Annotated in this window: 21 protein-coding genes; 16 read left to right on the plus strand and 5 right to left on the minus strand. The window is 66.4% G+C overall.

Annotation, left to right across the window (positions count from 1 at the left end; genetic code table 11):
* Positions 1–34: 34 nt before the first annotated feature.
* On the minus strand, positions 35–1,015 hold the full coding sequence (locus LGR64_RS22850) for a tripartite tricarboxylate transporter substrate binding protein (protein WP_034389944.1): 981 nt from the start codon (positions 1,013–1,015) through the stop codon (positions 35–37).
* A gap of 65 nt (positions 1,016–1,080) precedes the next feature.
* Positions 1,081–2,778, minus strand: coding sequence for a thiamine pyrophosphate-binding protein (locus LGR64_RS22855; RefSeq protein WP_034389946.1), 1,698 nt, complete (start codon positions 2,776–2,778; stop codon positions 1,081–1,083).
* A 96-nt stretch (positions 2,779–2,874) separates the two neighbouring features.
* On the opposite strand from LGR64_RS22855, the gene LGR64_RS22860 reads away from it, so the two are divergent.
* Positions 2,875–3,570: a GntR family transcriptional regulator gene (locus LGR64_RS22860; RefSeq protein WP_034398102.1), complete on the plus strand. Its 696-nt coding sequence runs from the start codon at positions 2,875–2,877 to the stop codon at positions 3,568–3,570.
* Between the two features lie 7 nt (positions 3,571–3,577).
* Here LGR64_RS22860 and LGR64_RS22865 read toward each other — a convergent pair whose 3' ends face one another.
* From LGR64_RS22865 to LGR64_RS22875, 3 genes are all read right to left on the minus strand, one after another.
* Complete coding sequence (locus LGR64_RS22865; protein ID WP_174549359.1) at positions 3,578–4,783, minus strand: esterase-like activity of phytase family protein; 1,206 nt, start codon at positions 4,781–4,783, stop codon at positions 3,578–3,580.
* Complete coding sequence (gene glpK, locus LGR64_RS22870; RefSeq protein ID WP_012202955.1) at positions 4,752–6,248, minus strand: glycerol kinase GlpK; 1,497 nt, start codon at positions 6,246–6,248, stop codon at positions 4,752–4,754. Before glpK ends, LGR64_RS22865 begins: the two co-directional genes overlap by 32 nt.
* A gap of 73 nt (positions 6,249–6,321) precedes the next feature.
* Positions 6,322–7,086, minus strand: a complete 765-nt coding sequence (locus LGR64_RS22875) for a DeoR/GlpR family DNA-binding transcription regulator (protein ID WP_012202956.1) — start codon at positions 7,084–7,086, stop codon at positions 6,322–6,324.
* Positions 7,087–7,356: 270 nt separating this feature from the next.
* Between LGR64_RS22875 and LGR64_RS22880 the strand changes: the two genes are divergently transcribed.
* The 15 genes from LGR64_RS22880 to rplR all read left to right on the plus strand — a co-directional run bounded on the left by LGR64_RS22880 (position 7,357) and on the right by rplR (position 19,148).
* Entirely contained in the window at positions 7,357–8,436 is a 1,080-nt protein-coding gene (locus tag LGR64_RS22880) for an ABC transporter ATP-binding protein (protein WP_034389948.1), read from the plus strand.
* 1 nt (position 8,437) lies between these two features.
* On the plus strand, positions 8,438–9,520 hold the full coding sequence (locus tag LGR64_RS22885; protein ID WP_141830689.1) for an ABC transporter ATP-binding protein: 1,083 nt from the start codon (positions 8,438–8,440) through the stop codon (positions 9,518–9,520).
* Entirely contained in the window at positions 9,517–10,410 is an 894-nt protein-coding gene (locus tag LGR64_RS22890; protein WP_012202959.1) for a carbohydrate ABC transporter permease, read from the plus strand. The genes LGR64_RS22885 and LGR64_RS22890 overlap by 4 nt, the downstream gene beginning before the upstream one ends.
* Positions 10,411–10,485: 75 nt before the next feature.
* Positions 10,486–11,301 (plus strand): carbohydrate ABC transporter permease, encoded by an 816-nt coding sequence (locus LGR64_RS22895; RefSeq protein WP_013804448.1) that lies wholly within the window; start codon positions 10,486–10,488, stop codon positions 11,299–11,301.
* 167 nt (positions 11,302–11,468) lie between these two features.
* On the plus strand, positions 11,469–11,777 hold the full coding sequence (locus tag LGR64_RS22900) for a DUF2160 domain-containing protein (RefSeq protein ID WP_012202961.1): 309 nt from the start codon (positions 11,469–11,471) through the stop codon (positions 11,775–11,777).
* Between the two features lie 100 nt (positions 11,778–11,877).
* Complete coding sequence (locus LGR64_RS22905; RefSeq protein ID WP_012202962.1) at positions 11,878–13,611, plus strand: ABC transporter substrate-binding protein; 1,734 nt, start codon at positions 11,878–11,880, stop codon at positions 13,609–13,611.
* A 345-nt stretch (positions 13,612–13,956) separates the two neighbouring features.
* Positions 13,957–15,546, plus strand: a complete 1,590-nt coding sequence (locus LGR64_RS22910) for a glycerol-3-phosphate dehydrogenase/oxidase (protein WP_012202963.1) — start codon at positions 13,957–13,959, stop codon at positions 15,544–15,546.
* Positions 15,547–16,075: 529 nt separating this feature from the next.
* Entirely contained in the window at positions 16,076–16,237 is a 162-nt protein-coding gene (locus LGR64_RS22915) for a hypothetical protein (protein WP_013804445.1), read from the plus strand.
* The gene (gene rplN / locus LGR64_RS22920) at positions 16,234–16,602 is read left to right on the plus strand and encodes a 50S ribosomal protein L14 (RefSeq protein ID WP_012202964.1); all 369 of its coding nucleotides are present in this window, start codon (positions 16,234–16,236) and stop codon (positions 16,600–16,602) included. Before LGR64_RS22915 ends, rplN begins: the two co-directional genes overlap by 4 nt.
* A gap of 10 nt (positions 16,603–16,612) precedes the next feature.
* Positions 16,613–16,933, plus strand: a complete 321-nt coding sequence (gene rplX, locus LGR64_RS22925) for a 50S ribosomal protein L24 (RefSeq protein WP_012202965.1) — start codon at positions 16,613–16,615, stop codon at positions 16,931–16,933.
* Between the two features lie 10 nt (positions 16,934–16,943).
* Positions 16,944–17,483, plus strand: coding sequence for a 50S ribosomal protein L5 (gene rplE / locus LGR64_RS22930; protein ID WP_012202966.1), 540 nt, complete (start codon positions 16,944–16,946; stop codon positions 17,481–17,483).
* Between the two features lie 8 nt (positions 17,484–17,491).
* On the plus strand, positions 17,492–17,797 hold the full coding sequence (rpsN, locus tag LGR64_RS22935) for a 30S ribosomal protein S14 (RefSeq protein WP_012202967.1): 306 nt from the start codon (positions 17,492–17,494) through the stop codon (positions 17,795–17,797).
* 20 nt (positions 17,798–17,817) lie between these two features.
* Positions 17,818–18,213 carry a 30S ribosomal protein S8 gene (rpsH, locus tag LGR64_RS22940; protein WP_012202968.1) on the plus strand — a complete coding sequence of 132 codons (396 nt, stop codon included), beginning with the start codon at positions 17,818–17,820 and terminating at the stop codon, positions 18,211–18,213.
* 24 nt (positions 18,214–18,237) lie between these two features.
* Positions 18,238–18,771 (plus strand): 50S ribosomal protein L6, encoded by a 534-nt coding sequence (rplF, locus tag LGR64_RS22945; RefSeq protein ID WP_013804444.1) that lies wholly within the window; start codon positions 18,238–18,240, stop codon positions 18,769–18,771.
* An 11-nt stretch (positions 18,772–18,782) separates the two neighbouring features.
* Positions 18,783–19,148 (plus strand): 50S ribosomal protein L18, encoded by a 366-nt coding sequence (rplR, locus tag LGR64_RS22950; RefSeq protein WP_012202970.1) that lies wholly within the window; start codon positions 18,783–18,785, stop codon positions 19,146–19,148.
* Positions 19,149–19,155: the final 7 nt, after the last annotated feature.

Consider the following 19,155-nt stretch of genomic DNA (forward strand, 5'->3'; position numbering starts at 1 on the left):
TCCTGTGTGGTGTAAGGGGGTGCCGTCCGGATTCTCAGTCTTCGAGCTGGACCTTGTTGTCGCGCACGAAGCGGCCCCAGCGCTCATATTCCTGGCGCACCCAGCGGTCGAGGGCGGGTCCGTCCGTGGCCATGACTTCAAAGCCCGACTGCATGAGCTTGCTGCGGATGTCGGGCGTGTTCAGCGTGGCCTGGAAGTCTTCGGTGAGCTTGTGCACCGTGGCTGCCGGCGTGGCGGAAGGTGCGAAAACGCCGATCCACGAGTAGGCCTCGAAGCCCGGGAAGCCGGACTCGGCCACGGTGGGCACGTCGGGCAGCTCGGGCAGGCGCTTGAGGCCGGTCACTGCCAGCGGCTTGATCTTGCCCGCCGAAATCTGGCCGCGCAGCGCCGCGTAGCTGAGCAGGGTGAGGTCGGACACATTGCCGAGCACGGCCTGCACTGCCGGGCCGCCGCCGCCGTAGGGCACGTGCAGCACGTAGGTGCCCGAGCGGCGCTTGATGTCCTCCATCACCAGGTGGTTCATGGACCCCAGGCCGGTCGATGCGTAGCTGTATTTGCCCGGGTTGCGGCGCGCCAGCTCCAGGAAGCCGGCCAGGTCCCTGGCGGGCACCGAGGCCGAGGCACCGATCACCAGCGGGAAGCGCAGCGCCAGCGACACGCCCGTGAAGTCCTTGAAGGTGTCGTAGGGCAGCCGGGACTTGGCGATGGGATTGATGGCATGGGTGTCGAAGCTGAACAGCAGGGTGTTGCCGTCCGGGGCCGACTTGGCCACGTACTGGGTGGCGATCTGGCTGGCGGCGCCGGGGCGGTTCTCCACGATCACCGGGCGCCCGGCCACCTCGCCCAGGCGCGGCTGCAGTATGCGGGCGGCGATGTCGGTGCTGCCCCCCGGCGGGAAGGTGATGACCAGCTTGAGCGGGGCGGCGCCCTGCGCGGATGCCGTGCCGGCCGGCCCCAGCAGGCATGCGGCGGCCGTGGCCAGCAGCAACTGGCGGCGTGAGGGTGGATGGGGCATGGGAAGGCTCCTTTTCAAGCGCATTGGCGGGCAGGAAATCGGGAATCTGTGCGTGGGGCCTGGCGTTAACCCATCCACTGGCTCACCGGCACGGCCGTGTCCTGGAGCTCTTGCGAGATCACATCCACCAGCGCCGGGCCGTCGTGCATCAGCGCGGCCTTGAGCGCGGCTTCGAGGTCTGCCGGGTCCTCCACGCGCCATGCCTTGACGCCGAAGGCCTCGGCCACGCGGGCATGGTGGGTGCGGTTGAAGTCGACTGAAAAGTAGCGTTCATCGTAGCCGGACTTCTGGCTGGCCTTGATCCAGCCGAACACGCTGTTGGAGAACACGATCATCTTCAGCGGCACGTTGCGGCGCACGATGGTTTCCAGCTCGCCGCAGGTGAAGCCGAAGCTGCCGTCGCCCATGACCGCGACCACCACGGAATCAGGCTGGCCGATGGCGGCGCCAAAGCCGGCGGACATGGCAAAGCCCAGCGCCCCGTGCGCGCGGTTGGTGATGAAGTGCCGGCCGGCCTGGGGCGCGTCGAAATAGGCCGTGAAGTAGGGGCAGGGCGTGCCGGGGTCGGCCACCACGATGGCGCGCGCGGGCAGCAGGCGGTTGAGCGTGTCCACCACGCGCTCGGGCTTGATGGGGCGCTCCAGCGAGGCCGCCAGTGGTGCGAAGAAGGCCTGCTTGGTGGCGCGCGCGGTGGCCGCCAGCGCGGCGCCGTCCGCGGCATCAGCGGGGCGGCGGGCGATGCGCTGCTGCACGGCCGCGTGCAGCGCCTGCAGGCCCAGCAGGGCGTCGCCCACCAGGGCCACGTCGGTGCGGTAGTTGGTGCCTATGGTCATGGCGTCCACGTCCAGGTGGACGATGGTGACCTTGCGCGAGGGCATCTGCCAGTGCTCGGTGGTGGTGGAGCCGGCACGGGCGCCGATGAACATCACCAGGTCCGCCTGCGCCACCACGGCGCGCGTGGCCTCGACGCCGCCATTGGTGCCCACCACGCCGGCATTGAGCGGATGGCTGCCCGCCAGGCTGCCCTGGCCGCTGACGCTGGAGCACACGGGCGCGTTGAGCAGGGTGGCCAGCGCATCCAGTGCGGCGCTGGCGCCTGCGATCAGCACGCCGCCGCCGCAGATCAGCACGGGGCAGCGGGCCGCCACCAGGCGGTCGGCAGCCTCGGCCACGGCCGCCGGATCGGGCGCGGACCGGTAGGCCGGATAGCGGTCATGCCCTGGCTGAGCCCAGACATCGGCCGGATCCAGCGTGTGCTTTTGCACGTCATAGGGCAGGCAGATATGGGTGGCGCCGGGCCGGCCCGTGGTCATGGCGCGGAAGGCGCTGCGCACGGCGTGCGGAATCTGGTCCACGCGGTCAATGGTGGTATTCCACTTGGTCAGCGGCCTGTACAGCGCCTGCTGGTCCAGTTCGGTCAGCGGGAACTTGCCGCGCGCGCCCACGGAAACGTCCGAGGTGATGCCCAGCACGGGCACCGAGGATTCGTTGGCCTCGGCCAGGCCGGGCAGCAGGTAGGTGGCGCCGCCGCCGCTGGGGCCTTCGCACACGCCTACCTTGCCTGTGACGCGCGCATAGGCGTCGGCCATGTAGCCGGCGCTGCGCTCGTCCCGCGTGAGGATGTGGTCCATGCCGTGGTCCAGCCGCGCCATGGCGTCGTAGAAGGGCAGGCTGGTGTCGCCGCACAGGCCGAAGATGTGCTTGACGCCATTGAGCTGCAGCATGCGGACCATGGCGTCGGCACCATTGAAAGCGGTGGTCATGTCGGGAGTCTCCAGGCAGGTTGGGTGATGGGGTTTTTAAGAATCCATTTCAGTATACTTAAAAGAATGCGCAGCGCCAAAGGGCACAATGGCGCCATGAAAATCTCCAACATCCGCCATGAACGGGGCTCCAGCGTCTACAGCACGCTGCGTGACATGGCCATCTCCTACGAGTTCAAGCCAGGCGAGCGCCTGAGCGAGAGCGAACTGGCCCTGCGCCTGGGCGTGAGCCGCACGCCCGTGCGCGAGGCACTGACGCGGCTGGTGGCCGATGGCTTTTTGCTGCCGGCCAGCCGCGGCTACATGCGGCGCGAACTGGACGTGAAGGAGTCACTGGACCTGTACGAGGCCCGCGTGGCCGTGGAGCGCGAATGCGTGCGGCTGGCCGTGGAGCGCGCCTCCGATGCCCAGCTCGACGAGGCCCTGGCCTACCTGGAGCAGAGCCAGCGCGTGGCCTCCGATACGCCGATCCGGCAACTGGTGGACCTGGACGAGGGATTCCACCTGCGCATTGCCGACATGGCCGGCAACGCCGAGCTGCGGCGCATGCTGGCGAGCCTGAACGAGCGCATCCGCTTCATCCGGTGGATCGACATGGAGAACGTGGGGCGCGCCTCCACCCAGCACGAGCACCTGGAAATCCTGCAGGCCCTGCGCGCGCGCGACGCCCAGGCCAGCGAGCGCCTGATGGCCGAGCACATCGGCCTGCGGCGCGAGCAGATCGTGGAGGCGATTGCGCGCGGGCTGACGCGCATCTACCTGCCGCAGGAGCAGGTGCAGGCCACGCCCTGAAGCGCCTTCAGGGGGCGCAGGGCGGCGAGGGCCGGTAGGCGGTGATCAGGATCTGGTTGGCCTGCGCCGGGTTGAAGTTGTCGTCGCTGGCGAACACCAGCACGCGGGTGCCATCGGGCAGCGGCGGGCCCCAGGACATGGCTTCCATGTTGTCCAGCCGGCCGGGCTGCACGGTGGACAGATCGGCCACCAGTTGCTTGACCGCCACCTGTGGCGGCGTTTGAGTGAAGCTGGCCAGGGCCAGCGTGTCAGGTGCCTCCAGGCCGATGCGGTACAGCCGCGCGCCAAAGCCGTGGCCCGGGCTGTAGGAGCGCTCCAGCACCAGCAGATGGTCGGGACCGTCCGGCAGGATTTCGCTGATGCCGTTGACCTCGCGCTGGGGAAGGGCCCAGCTGGCGGCCGGCACGGCATCGGGCTGGTAGGCGATCTGGCGCAGCAGCCGGCCATCGTCCAGGCTGACGAGGCTGATGCGCACGGGCGCGCCTGCCGTGGCGGCGCTGGCGCGCGGGCCGTCCTGGCGCAGCGGCGCCTCCAGGGCCAGCCAGGCCTGTTGGCCGTCCGGCGTCACGGCCAGCCCCTCGAAGCCGAAGTTCGAGCGCAGGCCCGGCCTGCCGTCCTCGTCCTTGAATGCGTAGAACCACCGCGCAATCTGGCGGCCCGTGGCGTCGGTCCTCACCAGCGAGGTGCCAAAGCCCCGGCCCGGGTCGCCTTCATCGGTCCACAGCAGGCCGCCGTCCGGCAGCAGGCGGATGGCTTCGGGGTCGGGCACGGGCTGGGTGGCGGGCGCGGCATGGCGCGGGCGCAGCCAGCGGCCCTCGGCATCCAGTAGCGGATGCACTTCGGTGACCTGCGCCTGCCAGGGGTTGGGGCCGGCACGCTGGCCCGCGTCCAGCGGCTCTATGCGCAGGCGCATCCAGCGCGCGGGGCCGCGCGCCGAGCGGTCATCGCTGATGGCCACGTAGTCGCCGCGCCGGGCGTCGTAGTCCAGGCCCGAGATGCCGCCGGTGGTGGCGCCATGGATGGGCTCATCGCGCGCAATCGTGGTGCTGCCCAGCCACTGCAGGCGCGTGCATGCCGTGGGCTGCGGGGACGGCAGGGCCTGGGGCGGCGCGGCGCAGCCGGCCAGCAGCAGGCCCGCAAGCACCAGGCTGGCCGCCTTGAACAAGGCCGTGAGCCCGTTGTCAGGCCGCCAGCGCGGTCTGGGCCACCGCATGCTCCCAGCGCGCCATCAGCTCGTCGGCGCGGTGCTTGTCCAGTGTGGGCACGAAGCGGCGCTCGGCCTTCCACAGTGCCGACAGTTCCTCGGTGCTCTGGTACACGCCCGAGGACAGGCCCGCCAGGTAGGCAGCGCCCAGGGCCGTGGTCTCCACGCAGGCCGGGCGCACGACGGGAATGCCCAGCAGGTCGGCCTGGAACTGCATGAGCAGGTTGTTGACGCAGGCGCCGCCGTCCACGCGCAGTTCGCTGACCGGCGCGCCGCCGCTGGCCACCGCGTCGCGGCTCATGGCCAGCAGCAGGGCGGCGCTCTGGAAAGCGATGGATTCAAGCGCAGCCCGCGCGATGTGGGCAATGGTGGTGCCGCGCGTCAGGCCCGTGATGGTGCCGCGGGCATCGGGCTTCCAGTAGGGGGCGCCCAGTCCTGTGAAGGCCGGCACCATCATCACGCCGCCCGAGTCGGGCACGCTCTCGGCCAGTTGCTGCACCTGGCCGCTGTGCTCGATGGCGCGCAGTCCGTCGCGCAGCCACTGGACCACGGCGCCGCCCACGAAGACGCTGCCTTCCAGCGCATAGGCCGGCGCAGCGGTGGGCTGTGCCGCAGCGGTGGTCAGCAGGCCGTTGGCGGAGGTCTGGAACACGCCGCCCGTGTGCATGAGCATGAAGCAGCCCGTGCCATAGGTGTTCTTGGCCATGCCGGCCGAAAAGCAGGCCTGGCCGAAGAGGGCGCTTTGCTGGTCGCCGGCCACGCCGCCGATGGCGATCTCGCCGCCCAGCACCTCGGCTGCCGTGCGGCCGAAATCGGCGGCGGAAGGCAGCACCTCGGGCATCAGCGCGCGCGGAATCTCCAGCAGCGCCAGCAGATCGTCGTCCCACTGGTTGGTGTGGACGTTGAACAGCATGGTGCGGCTGGCGTTGGAGACATCGGTCACATGGCGGCGCCCGCCCGTGAGCTGCCAGATCAGCCAGCTGTCCACGGTGCCGAAGGCCAGTTCGCCGCGCTCGGCGGCGGCGCGCGCGCCATTGACGTTGTCCAGGATCCAGCGCAGCTTGGTCCCCGAGAAATAGGCGTCGATCAGCAGGCCGGTCTTGCGCTGGATGGTGTCGGCATGGCCGGCCTCGCGCAGCTGGGCGCACAGCGGCTCGGCGCGGCGGTCCTGCCAGACGATGGCGTGGTGTATGGGCTGGCCCGTGGCGCGGTTCCAGACCACGGTGGTCTCGCGCTGGTTGGTGATGCCCAGGGCGCGGATGTCGGCCGCCGCCAGCCCGGCCTTGGCCAGGGCCTCGCGCGCCGTGGCCAGCTGGGTGCGCCAGATCTCGCGCGGATCGTGCTCGACCCAGCCGGGGCGCGGATAGATCTGCGGCAGCTCCAGCTGGGCCGAGGCCACGATGCGGCCCTGGGTGTCGAAGACGATGCTGCGCGAGCTGGAGGTGCCCTGGTCCAGGGCAAGCAGATAGGTCATGGTGCGGTATCCAGGAAAAGCAGGGCCGGTGCGCGTGTCCTGTGCGGGCGGTGGCGCAGCGGCTGCGGAAAACTTACTGCGCCACCACGCATTGCACTTCTGCTTCGCGCAGAAGGGCATCGAACGGGGCGGGGGGCGCGGTATCGGTGAACAGGCGGTCGATCTGGTCCAGGCGTGCCAGCTCCACCATGGCCTGGCGGTGGAACTTGCTGTGGTCGGCGGCCAGCCAGACTTCGCGCGACTGGGCAATGATGGTCTGGGCCACCTTGACCTCGCGCATGTCGAAGTCGCGCAGGCTGCCATCGGGCTCGATGGCCGAGATGCCGATCAGGGCGATGTCCACCTTGAACTGGCGGATGAAGTCCACGGCCGCCTCGCCCACGATGCCCCGGTCGCGCGTGCGCACCACGCCGCCGGCCACGATGACTTCGCAGTCCGCGTTGGAGCTGAGGATGGCCGCCACGTTGAGGTTGTTGGTGATCACGCGCAGGCCCCGGTGCTTGAGCAGGGCCTGGGCCACGGCCTCGGTGGTGGTGCCGATGTTCAGGATCAGCGAGCAGCCGTTGGGAATGGCCTCGGCCACGGCGCGCGCAATGCGCGACTTGCCTTCGGCATGCAGCACCTGGCGCTGGGTGTGGCCCAGGTTCTCCACCGTGGCGCTGGGCACGCGCACGCCGCCGTGAAAGCGCACCATCAGGCCCGCATCGGCCAGCTTCTGTATGTCGCGGCGCACGGTCTGCAGGGTCACGCCCAGGATCTCGGCCAGCTGCTCCACCGAAGTGGACTGGCGGCTGCGCACTTCGTCGAGCAGCTGTAGTTGTCGGGGATTGGTGTTCACGGCGGCGATTCCAGATCTGGTGCGTTCTCAGGCAAACAAGGCGGGGCGACCGGTTTATAGCGCATTTGCCCCTGGCCGGCCGTGGGTTGGGGAACTTTAAAACGAAGAAAAAAGAACAGCACCTAGGGTATGTGTTGATGGGCTGCGATCTGGAAAGAACAAAAATGATCACGTTCTTGCTTTCGGATGGCGCGCAATCGCCGCCTTGAGCGAGATGTTTCTCCTTGTTCAATCGCTGCCCCCGAGGCGGCCTCGTCAGTGAGGGCGGTCGTGGAACTGGTGTTGGAGAGAATCAGCAAACGCGTGGGCGGCCAGACCTGGCTGCACCCCATGCACCTTGAACTGGAAAGCGGCGCGGTGACCGTGCTGCTGGGTGCCACGCAGGCCGGCAAGACCAGCCTGATGCGCATCATGGCCGGCCTGGACGTGCCCACCGAAGGCCGTGTGCGCGCCGATGGCGTCGATGTGACCGGCATGCCCGTGCGCGAGCGCAACGTGGCCATGGTCTACCAGCAATTCATCAACTATCCCTCGCTCACGGTGGCGGACAACATCGCCTCGCCGCTCAAGCTGCGCGGCGACCGCGACGTGGCGCAGCGCGTGCGCGCCCTGGCCGAGCGGCTGCACATCGACATGTTCCTGGACCGCTACCCGGCCGAGCTGTCGGGCGGCCAGCAGCAGCGCGTGGCGCTGGCGCGCGCCCTGGCCAAGGGCGCTCCGCTGATGCTGCTGGACGAGCCCCTGGTCAACCTCGACTACAAGCTGCGCGAGGAACTGCGCGAGGAACTGACCCAGCTGTTCGCCACAGGCGACTCCACCGTGGTCTATGCCACCACCGAGCCCGGCGAGGCCCTGCTGCTGGGTGGCTACACGGCTGTGCTGCATGAGGGCGAACTGCTGCAGTACGGCCCCACGGCCGAGGTCTTCCATCAGCCGAATTCGCTGCGCGTGGCGCGCGCCTTCAGCGATCCGCCCATGAACCTGATCGTGGCCAGTGCCGTGGAGGGCGGGCTGCAACTGCCGGGCGGCGCGCGGCTGCCCGTGGCGCTGCCTGCGGACCTGGCCGTGTCCGGCCCACTGACCCTGGGCCTGCGCGCCAGCGCCCTGCGCCTGCAGTCCCGGCCCGGCGATCTGGCACTGCAGGGCGTGGTGGAACTGGCCGAGATTTCGGGCTCCGACACCTTCGTGCATGCCACCACGCCCTGGGGCGAGCTGGTGGCCCAGGTCACGGGCGTGCACCACCTGGATCTAGGCAGCGCGGTCACGCTGCACCTGGACCCGGCCCATGCCTACGTGTTCGGCACGGACGGCGCGCTGCTGCTGGCGCCGGCGCGGCCCGGAGGACGATGAGATGGCCCGCATAGAACTCGATCTGGCCCACTCCTACAAGCCGAACCCGCAGCAGGACAGCGACTATGCGCTGCTGCCGCTGAGCATGGTCTTCGAGGACGGCGGCGCCTATGCGCTGCTCGGCCCCTCGGGCTGCGGCAAGACCACCATGCTCAACATCATGTCGGGCCTGCTGGTCCCCTCGCAGGGCAAGGTGCTGTTCGACGGCCGCGACATGACGCGCGCCACGCCCCAGGAACGCAACATCGCCCAGGTGTTCCAGTTCCCGGTGATCTACGACACCATGACCGTGGCCGAGAACCTGGCCTTTCCGCTGAAGAACCGCCGCATGCCCGAGGAGCGCATCCGCGCGCGGGTCGGCCAGATCGCCGAGATGCTGGAGATGAGCGGCCAGCTCGACCAGCGCGCGGCCGGCCTGTCGGCCGATGCCAAGCAGAAGATCTCGCTGGGCCGGGGCCTGGTGCGGCCCGATGTGTCGGCCGTGCTGTTCGACGAGCCGCTCACGGTGATCGACCCCCAGCTCAAGTGGCAGCTGCGCCGCAAGCTCAAGCAGATCCACCATGAACTGCGGCTCACGCTGATCTATGTGACGCACGACCAGGTGGAGGCCCTGACCTTTGCCGAGCAGGTCGTGGTCATGACACGCGGGCGCGCCGTGCAGGTGGGCACGCCCGCCCAGCTTTTCGAACGGCCCAGCCACGCCTTCGTCGGCCACTTCATCGGCTCGCCGGGCATGAACTTCGTGCCGCTGCAGCAGGACGGCGGCCGGCTGCTGGCCGAGGGCCAGTACCTGTCCCTGCCCGCCGCACTGGCCAGTGTGGCGCCTGGTCTGCCCCTGAGCCTGGGCATACGCCCCGAGTACCTGGCACTGGCCTCGGCCGACGCGCCCGGCGCCGTGGCCTGCACGGTGGAGCGCGTGCAGGACGTGGGCACGCACCAGTTGCTGGTGGCGCGCCTGGGCGAGCGGCTGCTCAAGCTGCGCTGCGGCGCCGATGCCTTCCTGCCCGCCGCAGGGCAGACCGTCTGGGTGCAATTGCAGGGCCCCCACACCTGCTACTACGTCAACGAGGAGCTGCAGGCATGAGCCAGACCGTCAAGCCCGTCAACCAGAAGGCCTGGCTGCTGATCCTGCCGGTCATCATCTGCGTGGCCTTCTCGGCCATCATCCCGCTGATGACGGTGGTGAATTACTCGGTGCAGGACATCATCAGTCCCGACCGGCGCGTGTTCGTGGGCACTGAGTGGTTTGCCCAGGTCATGCGCGACGAGGAACTGCACTCGGCCCTGCTGCGCCAGATCGGTTTTTCGCTGGCCGTGCTGCTGGTGGAGATCCCGCTGGGCATCGCGCTGGCCCTGTCCATGCCGGCCCAGGGCTGGAAGGCCTCGGCCGTGCTGGTCGTGGTCTCGCTGTCGCTGCTGATTCCGTGGAACGTGGTCGGCACCATCTGGCAGATCTACGGCCGCGCCGATATCGGACTGCTGGGCGCGGCGCTCAACGCGCTGGGCGTGGACTACAACTACACGGGCAATGCCACCCATGCCTGGCTCACCGTGCTGGTCATGGATGTCTGGCACTGGACGCCGCTGGTGGCCCTGCTGTGCTACGCGGGCCTGCGCTCCATTCCCGACGCCTACTACCAGGCCGCGCGCATCGACGGCGCCAGCAAGTTCGCGGTGTTCCGCTACATCCAGCTGCCCAAGATGCGCGGCGTGCTGATGATCGCGGTGCTGCTGCGTTTCATGGACAGCTTCATGATCTACACCGAGCCCTTCGTGCTCACGGGCGGAGGCCCTGGCAATGCGACCACCTTCCTGTCGCAGTACCTGACGCAAAAGGCCGTGGGCCAGTTCGACCTGGGGCCGGCGGCTGCCTTCTCGCTGATCTATTTCCTCATCATCCTGCTGCTGTGCTTCATCCTCTACAACTGGATGCAGCGCGTGGGCACGGCAGACAAAGAAGGGGCAAGAGAATGACCCCCACGCTCCCTTCGTTCACTGCCCCCCGAGGGGGCTCGGCCTCCCTTGGGGTGGCCCTGCGGGAGGCCGGACATGACTGAAGATCGCCGTTTCCACAAGCGCACGCTGTTCCTCGTCGCCTACCTGCTGTTCGCCGTGCTGCCCATCTACTGGATGGTCAACATGAGCTTCAAGACCAACGAAGAGATCCTGTCGAGCTTCTCGCTGTGGCCCCAGCATTTCACCTGGGCCAACTACCAAACCATCTTCACCGATGCCTCCTGGTACTCGGGCTACATCAACAGCCTGATCTACGTGGCCATCAACACCGTGATCTCGCTCACGGTGGCCCTGCCCGCGGCCTATGCGTTCTCGCGCTACCAGTTCCTGGGCGACAAGCATGTGTTCTTCTGGCTGCTGACCAACCGCATGACGCCGCCGGCCGTCTTCCTGCTGCCCTTCTTCCAGCTCTACACCACGGTGGGCCTGATGGACACGCACATCGCCGTGGCCCTGGCCCACCTGCTGTTCAACGTGCCGCTGGCCGTCTGGATCCTGGAGGGCTTCATGAGCGGCATCCCGCGCGAGATCGACGAAACGGCCTATATCGACGGCTACTCCTTCCCGCGCTTTTTCCTCACCATCTTCCTGCCGCTGATCAAGGCCGGCGTGGGCGTGGCGGCCTTCTTCTGCTTCATGTTCAGCTGGGTGGAGCTGCTGCTGGCGCGCACGCTGACCAGCGTGAACGCCAAGCCCATCGTGGCGACCATGACGCGCACCGTCTCGGCCTCGGGCATGGACTGGGCGACGCTGGCGGCGGCCGGCGTGCTGACCATCGTGCCGGGCGCCATCGTGATCTGGTTTGTGCGGCATTACATCGCCAAGGGTTTCGCCATGGGAAGAGTGTGAGGCACCCCCTGAGGCGCTTGCGCGCCTTCCCCCTCTCTACCCGCTTCCGTGGGGGAGGGGGACGACACCCTCGGGGCGGGGCGGCCCTTCCTCGGTGTCCCTGGGCTGGGCTCTGCCGGTTTCGAGAAGCTGCGGTATTGATGCTGGATTTCTGAAAGGACTCGTCAATGTTTTCCTGGATGGCCTGGACGCTGCCGGTGGCGGTGTTCTTCAGTTGCATCGTGCTGATGCTGGTGGGCATGACGCTGTGGGAGTTGCGCAGCCCGACCGTGATGCGCAAGGGCTGGCTGCCGATGGCGACGACGCGCGGGGACCGGCTGTTCATCGGGCTGCTGCTGGCGGCCTATGTCAATCTGGCCTGGGTGGGCCTGGGCGAGAGGATGGCGCAGTGGTTCTCGCTGGAGGCCGAGCCTTCGGTGTGGATCAGCCTGGTGCTGTCCATGCTCGTGCTGGCCGTGGTCATGCGCAAAGGCTGATCACTTCATTCCATTTATCGACAGCCGGGTCCGAAGCTCCCCCGGGGCCCGCTGGTGCATGTGCATGTCGGGGAGACAGCAAGAATCTAGGAGACGGCAGATGAAACAACGACTTCATACCATCGCCCTCGCGGCGGCCCTGCTGGCGGCGGGGCAGGCGTCCTGGGCCGGAGAGGCGGAAGCCAAGAAGTGGATCGACGCGGAGTTCCAGCCCAGCACGCTGTCCAAGGACCAGCAGATGGCCGAGATGAAGTGGTTCATCGAGGCGGCCAAGAAGCTGCAGGCCAAGGGCGTCAAGGAGATCGCCGTGGTGTCCGAGACCATCACCACGCACGAGTACGAGAGCAAGACGCTGGCCAAGGCCTTCACCGAGATCACGGGCATCACCGTCAAGCACGACCTGATCCAGGAAGGCGACGTGGTCGAGAAGCTGCAGACCTCGATGCAGTCGGGCAAGTCCATCTATGACGGCTGGATCTCCGACTCCGACCTGATCGGCACGCACTACCGCTACGGCCGCATCATGAGCCTGACCGACTACATGGCCGGCGCGGGCAAGGACTTCACCAATCCGGGCCTGGATATCAAGGACTTCATCGGCACCAGCTTCACCACCGCGCCCGACGGCAAGCTCTACCAGCTGCCCGACCAGCAGTTCGCCAACCTCTACTGGTTCCGCGCCGACCTCTTCGAGCGCAAGGACCTCAAGGACAAGTTCAAGGCCAAGTACGGCTACGAGCTGGGCGTGCCGCTGAACTGGAGCGCCTACGAGGACATCGCCGAGTTCTTCACCAACGACGTCAAGCAGATCGACGGCAAGCCCATCTACGGCCACATGGACTACGGCAAGAAGGATCCGTCGCTGGGCTGGCGCTTCACCGATGCCTGGCTGTCCATGGCCGGCGCGGCCGACAAGGGCATTCCCAACGGCATGCCCGTCGATGAATGGGGTATCCGCGTGGCCGACGACAAGTGCACGCCCGTGGGCGCCTCGGTCTCGCGGGGGGGCGCCACCAACTCGCCGGCCGCCGTGTTCGCGCTCACCAAGTACGTGGACTGGATGAAGAAATACGCGCCCAAGGAAGCCATGGGCATGACCTTCGGCGAGTCCGGCCCCGTGCCAGCCCAGGGCCATATCGCGCAGCAGATCTTCTGGTACACCGCCTTCACGGCCGACATGACCAAGCCCGGCCTGCCCGTGGTCAATGCCGACGGCACGCCCAAATGGCGCATGGCGCCCGGCCCCAACGGCCCCTACTGGAAGGACGGCATGCAAAACGGCTACCAGGACGTGGGCAGCTGGACCTTCTTCAAGGACCATGACGCCAACCGCACGGCCGCCGCCTGGCTCTACGCGCAGTTCGTCACCGCCAAGACCACCAGCCTCAAGAAGACCATCGTCGGCCTGACGCCCATCCGCGAGAGCGACATCCGCTCCAAGGCCATGACCGACATGGCGCCCAAGCTCGGCGGCCTGGTCGAGTTCTACCGCAGCCCCGCCCGCGTGGCCTGGACGCCCACCGGCAACAACGTGCCCGACTACCCCAAGCTGGCCCAGCTGTGGTGGAAGAACGTGGCCCAGGCCGTCACCGGCGAGAAGACGCCCCAGGGCGCCATGGACAACCTGGCCGAGGAAATGGACCAGGTCATGTCCCGCCTGCAGCGTGCCGGCATGGCGCACTGCGCGCCCAAGCTCAACCCCAAGGGCGACCCGGCCAAGTGGCTCAGCGACAAGCAGGCGCCGTGGAAGAAGCTGGCCAATGAAAAGCCCAAGGGCGAGACGATTGCGTATGACACGCTGCTCAATGCCTGGAAAAACGGCAAGGTGAGGTGACACCCCCTGAGCCGCTGCGCGGCTTCCCCCTCTCTACCCGCTTCGCGGGGGAGGGGGACGACGCCCTCGCTGCGGGGCGGCCCTTGCTTGGCGTCCCTGAGTTGGGTCGCGCCGGTTTTGGACGGCATGCGCTGTGCTGGCATCGCAGTCCATCGTTGGGGCTTCCTGGGTCGCCAAAAACACGAAACGAAAGATAGCGAAGAAAAAAATACAAAAACGAGCGAAAATAGCGGAAAACCCGATTCCGTCCCCTTCGCATTGGGCGCAGGCGTGGCGTCCCGGGTGCTGACATGGCGGCTACATGGCGCCCTGTTAACTTGCCCCACATTCCTTCGTCGAAGATCCATGTCCCTCGCTGCTTCCCCTCTGCCCACCGGCCGCGCCGCCCTGCTGGAACGCCTGGCCCAGCCTGAAACCTACGATCTGGCCATCATCGGCGGCGGTGCCACCGGCCTGGGCGTGGCCCTGGACGCGGCGGCGCGCGGGTTCAAGGTCGTGCTGGTGGAGTCGCATGACTTCGCCAAGGGCACGTCCTCGCGCGCAACCAAGCTGGTCCATGGTGGCGTGCGTTACCTGGCCCAGGGCAACATCGCCCTGGTGCGCGAAGCGCTGCATGAGCGCACCACGCTGCTGCACAACGCGCCCCACCTGGCGCAGCCGCTGGCCTTTGTCATGCCGTCCTACAAGCTGCTGGACACGCCGTTCTACGGCATCGGCCTCAAGATGTATGACGCGCTGGCCGGCAAGGCAGGCCTGGGCGCCACCGAATTCCTCTCGCGCTCCAGCACCGTCAAGTGTTTGCCCACCGTGCGCCAGCAAGGCCTCAAGGGCGGCGTCAAATACTGGGACGGCCAGTTCGACGATGCCCGCCTGGCGCTGGCGCTGGCACGCACGGCCGCCGCCAAGGGCGCGCTGCTGGTCAACTACTGCCCCGCGCTTGAACTGCTGCATGAAGGCGGCAAGGTCGCCGGCCTGGTCTGCGAAGACACGGAATCGGGCCGGCGCTTCACGCTGCGCGCCAAGTGCGTGGTCAACGCCACCGGCCCCTGGGTGGACCTGTTCCGCCAGCAGGATGCCGAGGCCCAGGGCCGTCCCGTCAAGCCTATGGTCGCGCCCAGCCAGGGCGTGCACGTGGTGGTGGACCGCGACTTCCTGCCCAGCGATCACGCCCTGCTCGTGCCCAAGACGGCCGATGGCCGCGTGCTCTTTGCCGTGCCCTGGCTGGGCAAGGTCATCCTGGGCACCACCGACACGCCGCGCAACGACCTGGCGCGCGAGCCCCTGCCGTTCCCCGAGGAGCTGGACTTCATCCTCACCGAGGCCGGACGCTATCTCACGCGCCAGCCCACGCTGGCCGACGTGCGCAGCATGTGGGTCGGCCTGCGCCCGCTGGTCAAGCCCCAGGACGACGACGGCGAGAACACCAAGAAGATCAGCCGCGAGCACACGGTCATGTCCAGCCGCACCGGCCTGGTCACCGTCACGGGCGGCAAATGGACCACCTACCGCGCCATGGCCGAAGACGTGCTCTCCGAGTGCTTTGCCATCGGCCGCCTGCCGCACCGCCCCGGCGGCGTCACGGCCCGCCTGCCGCTGGCCGGCGCCCCGGCCGAATCCGCCGTGCACCACCGCATGAACCAGGTCCAGGGCCTGCATTCCTATGGCACGGAAGCCTCGGCGGTGGAGGCGTTGCCGGGCAACGACGAATGGCTGGCAGACGGCCTGAACGAAGCCATGGTGCGCTTTGCCGCGCGCTTCGAATACGCGCGCACCGTGGAAGACGTGCTGGCGCGCCGCAGCCGCCTGCTGTTCCTCGATGCGCGCAAGGCCGCCGAGGTGGCGCCGCGCGTGGCAGCCATCCTCCAGGAGGAGCTGGGGCAGGACGCCGGTCTGGCGGACTTCATGCCGCTGGCGGCCCAGTACCTGCCGGCCTGATTGCGGCTGAAGTCCCTCTCAAGCAAAACGCCCTGCACTGCAGGGCGTTTTGCTTTTGGAGGCAGATGCAAGCCAAGGAAAGATTGTCAAAATTGATGGATATCTATCTTTGATTGTTTTTATGAATCAGAATGCTGCCCATGGCATCTCGTGACGGTGCCGGCGAACAGCAGCCAGCACAAGGCTGACGAGGGAGGGGGAATGATGAAGAAAGCGCTTGAAAGTCCGTTTTCCGCAGGGCCAGGGCCGTGCCCGAACCCAACGCGGTGGCCCCAAGCCGCTGCGATGTCTGCGCCGCCGTAGTACGCGCGGCCAGCCCGCAGCAGACGATTGCGTTGAGTCTGCCACCCTTTGCCGAGCCCGCCAGGCTCGGCTTTTTTATGGGCGTTTCCGATGGGGTGCGGCCATCGGCAGGCCCAGCTTGCTCCTGGGTTGATAGCGCTCTTGTGGGGGTTGCGCAACGCTGCCGGCCAGGGGTGGAAAAGGCAGCTAAGGGTTTGACGCGCAAAGGAATTTCTGGGACAATCCCATGCTTCACGTGAAAATCGTGAAGTTATCTGCCCAGTGGAAGCGCCGAGAAATGGTTTTCGGCGTGGACGACGGGCCCAAGACTGACTGGCTGCTCGCGGCCCTTGAGAAGACTCTGGGGCTGTCGAGTGTTTGCTGGAGCAAGTTGGGAATATTGAAATGATCCAAACAGAATCTCGGTTAGAGGTTGCCGACAACACCGGCGCGAAGTCTGTTCAGTGCATCAAAGTGCTGGGCGGTTCTCATCGTCGCTATGCGAGTGTTGGTGACATCATCAAGGTGACCATCAAGGAAGCTGCACCGCGTGGACGCGTCAAAAAAGGCGAGGTCTACAGCGCGGTCGTGGTGCGTACGGCGAAGGGTATTCGCCGTGCTGATGGCTCGCTCGTCAAGTTCGACGGCAACGCCGCCGTTCTGCTGAACGCCAAGCTGGAGCCTATCGGCACCCGCATCTTTGGCCCCGTGACTCGTGAACTGCGCAACGAAAAGTTCATGAAGATCGTGTCCCTGGCACCTGAAGTTCTCTAAAGGAAGCACCATGAACAAGATTCGCAAGGGCGACCAAATCATCGTGCTGACCGGCCGTGACAAGGGCAAGCAAGGCGTGGTCTCGGCTCGCAAGGACGACTCCCACCTGTTGATCGATGGCATCAACATGGTGAAGAAGCACGTCAAGCCGAACCCCATGAAGGGCACCACCGGCGGTATCGTGGAAAAGGCCATGCCTATCCACCAATCCAACGTGGCCATCTTCAATGCAGCGACCGGCAAGGCTGATCGCGTGGGCATCAAGGTGCAGGCCGACGGCACACGCGTTCGCGTGTTCAAGTCCAGCGGCGCCGAAATCAAGGCGGCCTAAGGGGTAACACATGGCACGACTGCAAAAACTGTATCGCGAAAAGATCGCGGCTGAACTCAAGGAAAAGTTCGGCTACACCTCCTCCATGGAAGTGCCCCGTCTGACCAAGATCACCCTGAACATGGGTGTGAGCGAAGCCGTGGCCGACAAGAAGGTGATGGACAACGCCGTGGCTGACCTGACCAAGATTGCTGGTCAGAAGCCCGTGGTGACCAAGGCCAAGAAGGCTATCGCCGGCTTCAAGATCCGTGAAGGCCAGGCCATTGGCTGCATGGTGACCCTGCGTGGCGTTCAGATGTATGAATTCCTGGACCGTTTCGTCACCGTGGCTCTGCCCCGCGTGCGTGACTTCCGTGGTATCTCCGGCCGTTCTTTCGACGGTCGCGGCAACTACAACGTCGGCGTCAAGGAACAGATCATCTTCCCCGAAATCGAGTACGACAAGGTGGACGCTCTGCGTGGTCTGAACATCAGCATCACGACGACAGCTCGGACCGACGATGAGTGCAAGGCACTGCTCGCCGCTTTCCGTTTCCCCTTCAAGAACTGAGGTGGCGCATGGCTAAAGTTGCATTGATCCAGCGCGAACTCAAGCGCGAAAAGCTGGCAGCCAAGTACGCTGCCAAATACGCAGAACTGAAGGCAATCGCCGCTGACGCAAAGCGCAGCGACGAAGAGCGCGACGCCGCTCGCCTGGGCCTGCAGAAGCTGCCCCGTAACGCGAACCCCACTCGCCAGCGCAACCGCTGCGAGATCACGGGTCGTCCCCGTGGCACCTTCCGTCAATTCGGTCTGGGCCGCGCCAAGATCCGTGAACTGGCCTTCGCTGGCGACATCCCCGGTGTCACCAAGGCCAGCTGGTAAGCAAGCAGGAGAGATTAAACATGAGCATGAGTGATCCCATCGCTGACTTGCTGACCCGCATCCGCAATGCACAAATGGTCTCCAAGACCACCGTGACGGCTCCTTCCTCCAAGGTCAAGGTTGCCATCGCCCAGGTGCTGAAGGATGAAGGCTACATCGACGGCTTCCAAGTGAAGACCGACGCTGGCAAGTCCGAACTCGAAATTACCCTGAAGTACTACGCCGGCCGTCCGGTGATCGAGCGCATCGAGCGCGTGAGCCGTCCCGGCCTGCGCGTGTACAAGGGCCGTGACGCAATCCCCCAGGTCATGAACGGTATGGGCGTTGCCATCGTCACCACTCCCAAGGGCGTGATGACGGATCGCAAGGCACGCGCCACTGGCGTGGGCGGCGAAGTGCTGTGCTACGTGGCCTAACGGACATTAAGGAGAAATACTGAAATGTCTCGCGTAGCAAAGACTCCCGTGGCCATCCCCGCAGGCGTGGATGTGTCCATCAAAGACGACCAGATCAATGTGAAGGGCACCGGCGGCACGCTGTCGCAAGCCCAGAACGTTCTGGTGAAGATCTCCAACAACGAAGGCAAGCTGTCTTTCGAGCCCGTCAATGACTCGCGCGAAGCCAACGCCATGAGCGGCACCATGCGTCAGCTGGTGAACAACATGGTGGTGGGCGTGAGCAAGGGCTTCGAGAAGAAGCTGTCGCTGGTTGGCGTGGGTTTCAAGGCTTCGGCCTCGGGCTCCAAGCTGAACCTGGCGATCGGCTTTTCGCACCCGGTGAACTTCGAAATGCCGGCCGGCATCACTGTCACCACCCCCACACCGACCGAAATCTTGGTCAAGGGTGCTGACCGCCAGGCCGTTGGCCAAATGGCTGCTGAGATCCGTGCCGTTCGTCCTCCCGAGCCCTACAAGGGCAAGGGCATCCGTTACTCGGATGAGAAGGTCGTGATCAAAGAGACCAAGAAGAAGTAAGGAGCTGCATTATGTTGACCAAGAAAGAGCAGCGTCTCCGTCGTGCCCGCCAGACCCGCATCCGCATTGCACAGCAAGGCGTGGCACGTCTGAGCGTGAACCGTACGAACCTCCACATCTACGCAAGCGTGGTGTCGGAAGACGGCACCAAGGTGCTGGCTTCGGCCTCCACCGCCGAAGCCGAAGTGCGCACCCAACTGGGCGCCATCGGCAAGGGTGGCAACGTGGCTGCCGCTACGCTGATTGGCAAGCGCATTGCCGAGAAGGCGAAGGCTGCCGGCGTGGAGAAAGTGGCTTTCGATCGCGCTGGTTTCGCATACCACGGCCGCGTGAAGGCTTTGGCAGAAGCCGCTCGTGAAGCCGGCCTGCAGTTCTAAGCGGAGC

The organism is Delftia sp. Lp-1 (assembly GCF_020523835.1).
Classification (GTDB): Bacteria; Pseudomonadota; Gammaproteobacteria; order Burkholderiales; family Burkholderiaceae_C; genus Comamonas; species Comamonas acidovorans.

Excerpts from the sequence above, each read along its gene's own strand:
- LGR64_RS22850 (WP_034389944.1), bottom strand. The coding sequence starts at position 1,015 with ATGCCCCATCCACCCTCACGCCGCCAGTTGCTGCTGGCCACGGCCGCC.
- LGR64_RS22855 (WP_034389946.1), bottom strand. The coding sequence starts at position 2,778 with ATGACCACCGCTTTCAATGGTGCCGACGCCATGGTCCGCATGCTGCAG.
- LGR64_RS22860 (WP_034398102.1), top strand. The coding sequence starts at position 2,875 with ATGAAAATCTCCAACATCCGCCATGAACGGGGCTCCAGCGTCTACAGC.
- LGR64_RS22865 (WP_174549359.1), bottom strand. The coding sequence starts at position 4,783 with ATGCGGTGGCCCAGACCGCGCTGGCGGCCTGACAACGGGCTCACGGCC.
- glpK (WP_012202955.1), bottom strand. The coding sequence starts at position 6,248 with ATGACCTATCTGCTTGCCCTGGACCAGGGCACCTCCAGCTCGCGCAGC.
- LGR64_RS22885 (WP_141830689.1), top strand. The coding sequence starts at position 8,438 with ATGGCCCGCATAGAACTCGATCTGGCCCACTCCTACAAGCCGAACCCG.
- LGR64_RS22890 (WP_012202959.1), top strand. The coding sequence starts at position 9,517 with ATGAGCCAGACCGTCAAGCCCGTCAACCAGAAGGCCTGGCTGCTGATC.
- LGR64_RS22895 (WP_013804448.1), top strand. The coding sequence starts at position 10,486 with ATGACTGAAGATCGCCGTTTCCACAAGCGCACGCTGTTCCTCGTCGCC.
- LGR64_RS22900 (WP_012202961.1), top strand. The coding sequence starts at position 11,469 with ATGTTTTCCTGGATGGCCTGGACGCTGCCGGTGGCGGTGTTCTTCAGT.
- LGR64_RS22905 (WP_012202962.1), top strand. The coding sequence starts at position 11,878 with ATGAAACAACGACTTCATACCATCGCCCTCGCGGCGGCCCTGCTGGCG.
- LGR64_RS22910 (WP_012202963.1), top strand. The coding sequence starts at position 13,957 with ATGTCCCTCGCTGCTTCCCCTCTGCCCACCGGCCGCGCCGCCCTGCTG.
- LGR64_RS22915 (WP_013804445.1), top strand. The coding sequence starts at position 16,076 with ATGCTTCACGTGAAAATCGTGAAGTTATCTGCCCAGTGGAAGCGCCGA.
- rplN (WP_012202964.1), top strand. The coding sequence starts at position 16,234 with ATGATCCAAACAGAATCTCGGTTAGAGGTTGCCGACAACACCGGCGCG.
- rplX (WP_012202965.1), top strand. The coding sequence starts at position 16,613 with ATGAACAAGATTCGCAAGGGCGACCAAATCATCGTGCTGACCGGCCGT.
- rplE (WP_012202966.1), top strand. The coding sequence starts at position 16,944 with ATGGCACGACTGCAAAAACTGTATCGCGAAAAGATCGCGGCTGAACTC.
- rpsN (WP_012202967.1), top strand. The coding sequence starts at position 17,492 with ATGGCTAAAGTTGCATTGATCCAGCGCGAACTCAAGCGCGAAAAGCTG.
- rpsH (WP_012202968.1), top strand. The coding sequence starts at position 17,818 with ATGAGCATGAGTGATCCCATCGCTGACTTGCTGACCCGCATCCGCAAT.
- rplF (WP_013804444.1), top strand. The coding sequence starts at position 18,238 with ATGTCTCGCGTAGCAAAGACTCCCGTGGCCATCCCCGCAGGCGTGGAT.
- rplR (WP_012202970.1), top strand. The coding sequence starts at position 18,783 with ATGTTGACCAAGAAAGAGCAGCGTCTCCGTCGTGCCCGCCAGACCCGC.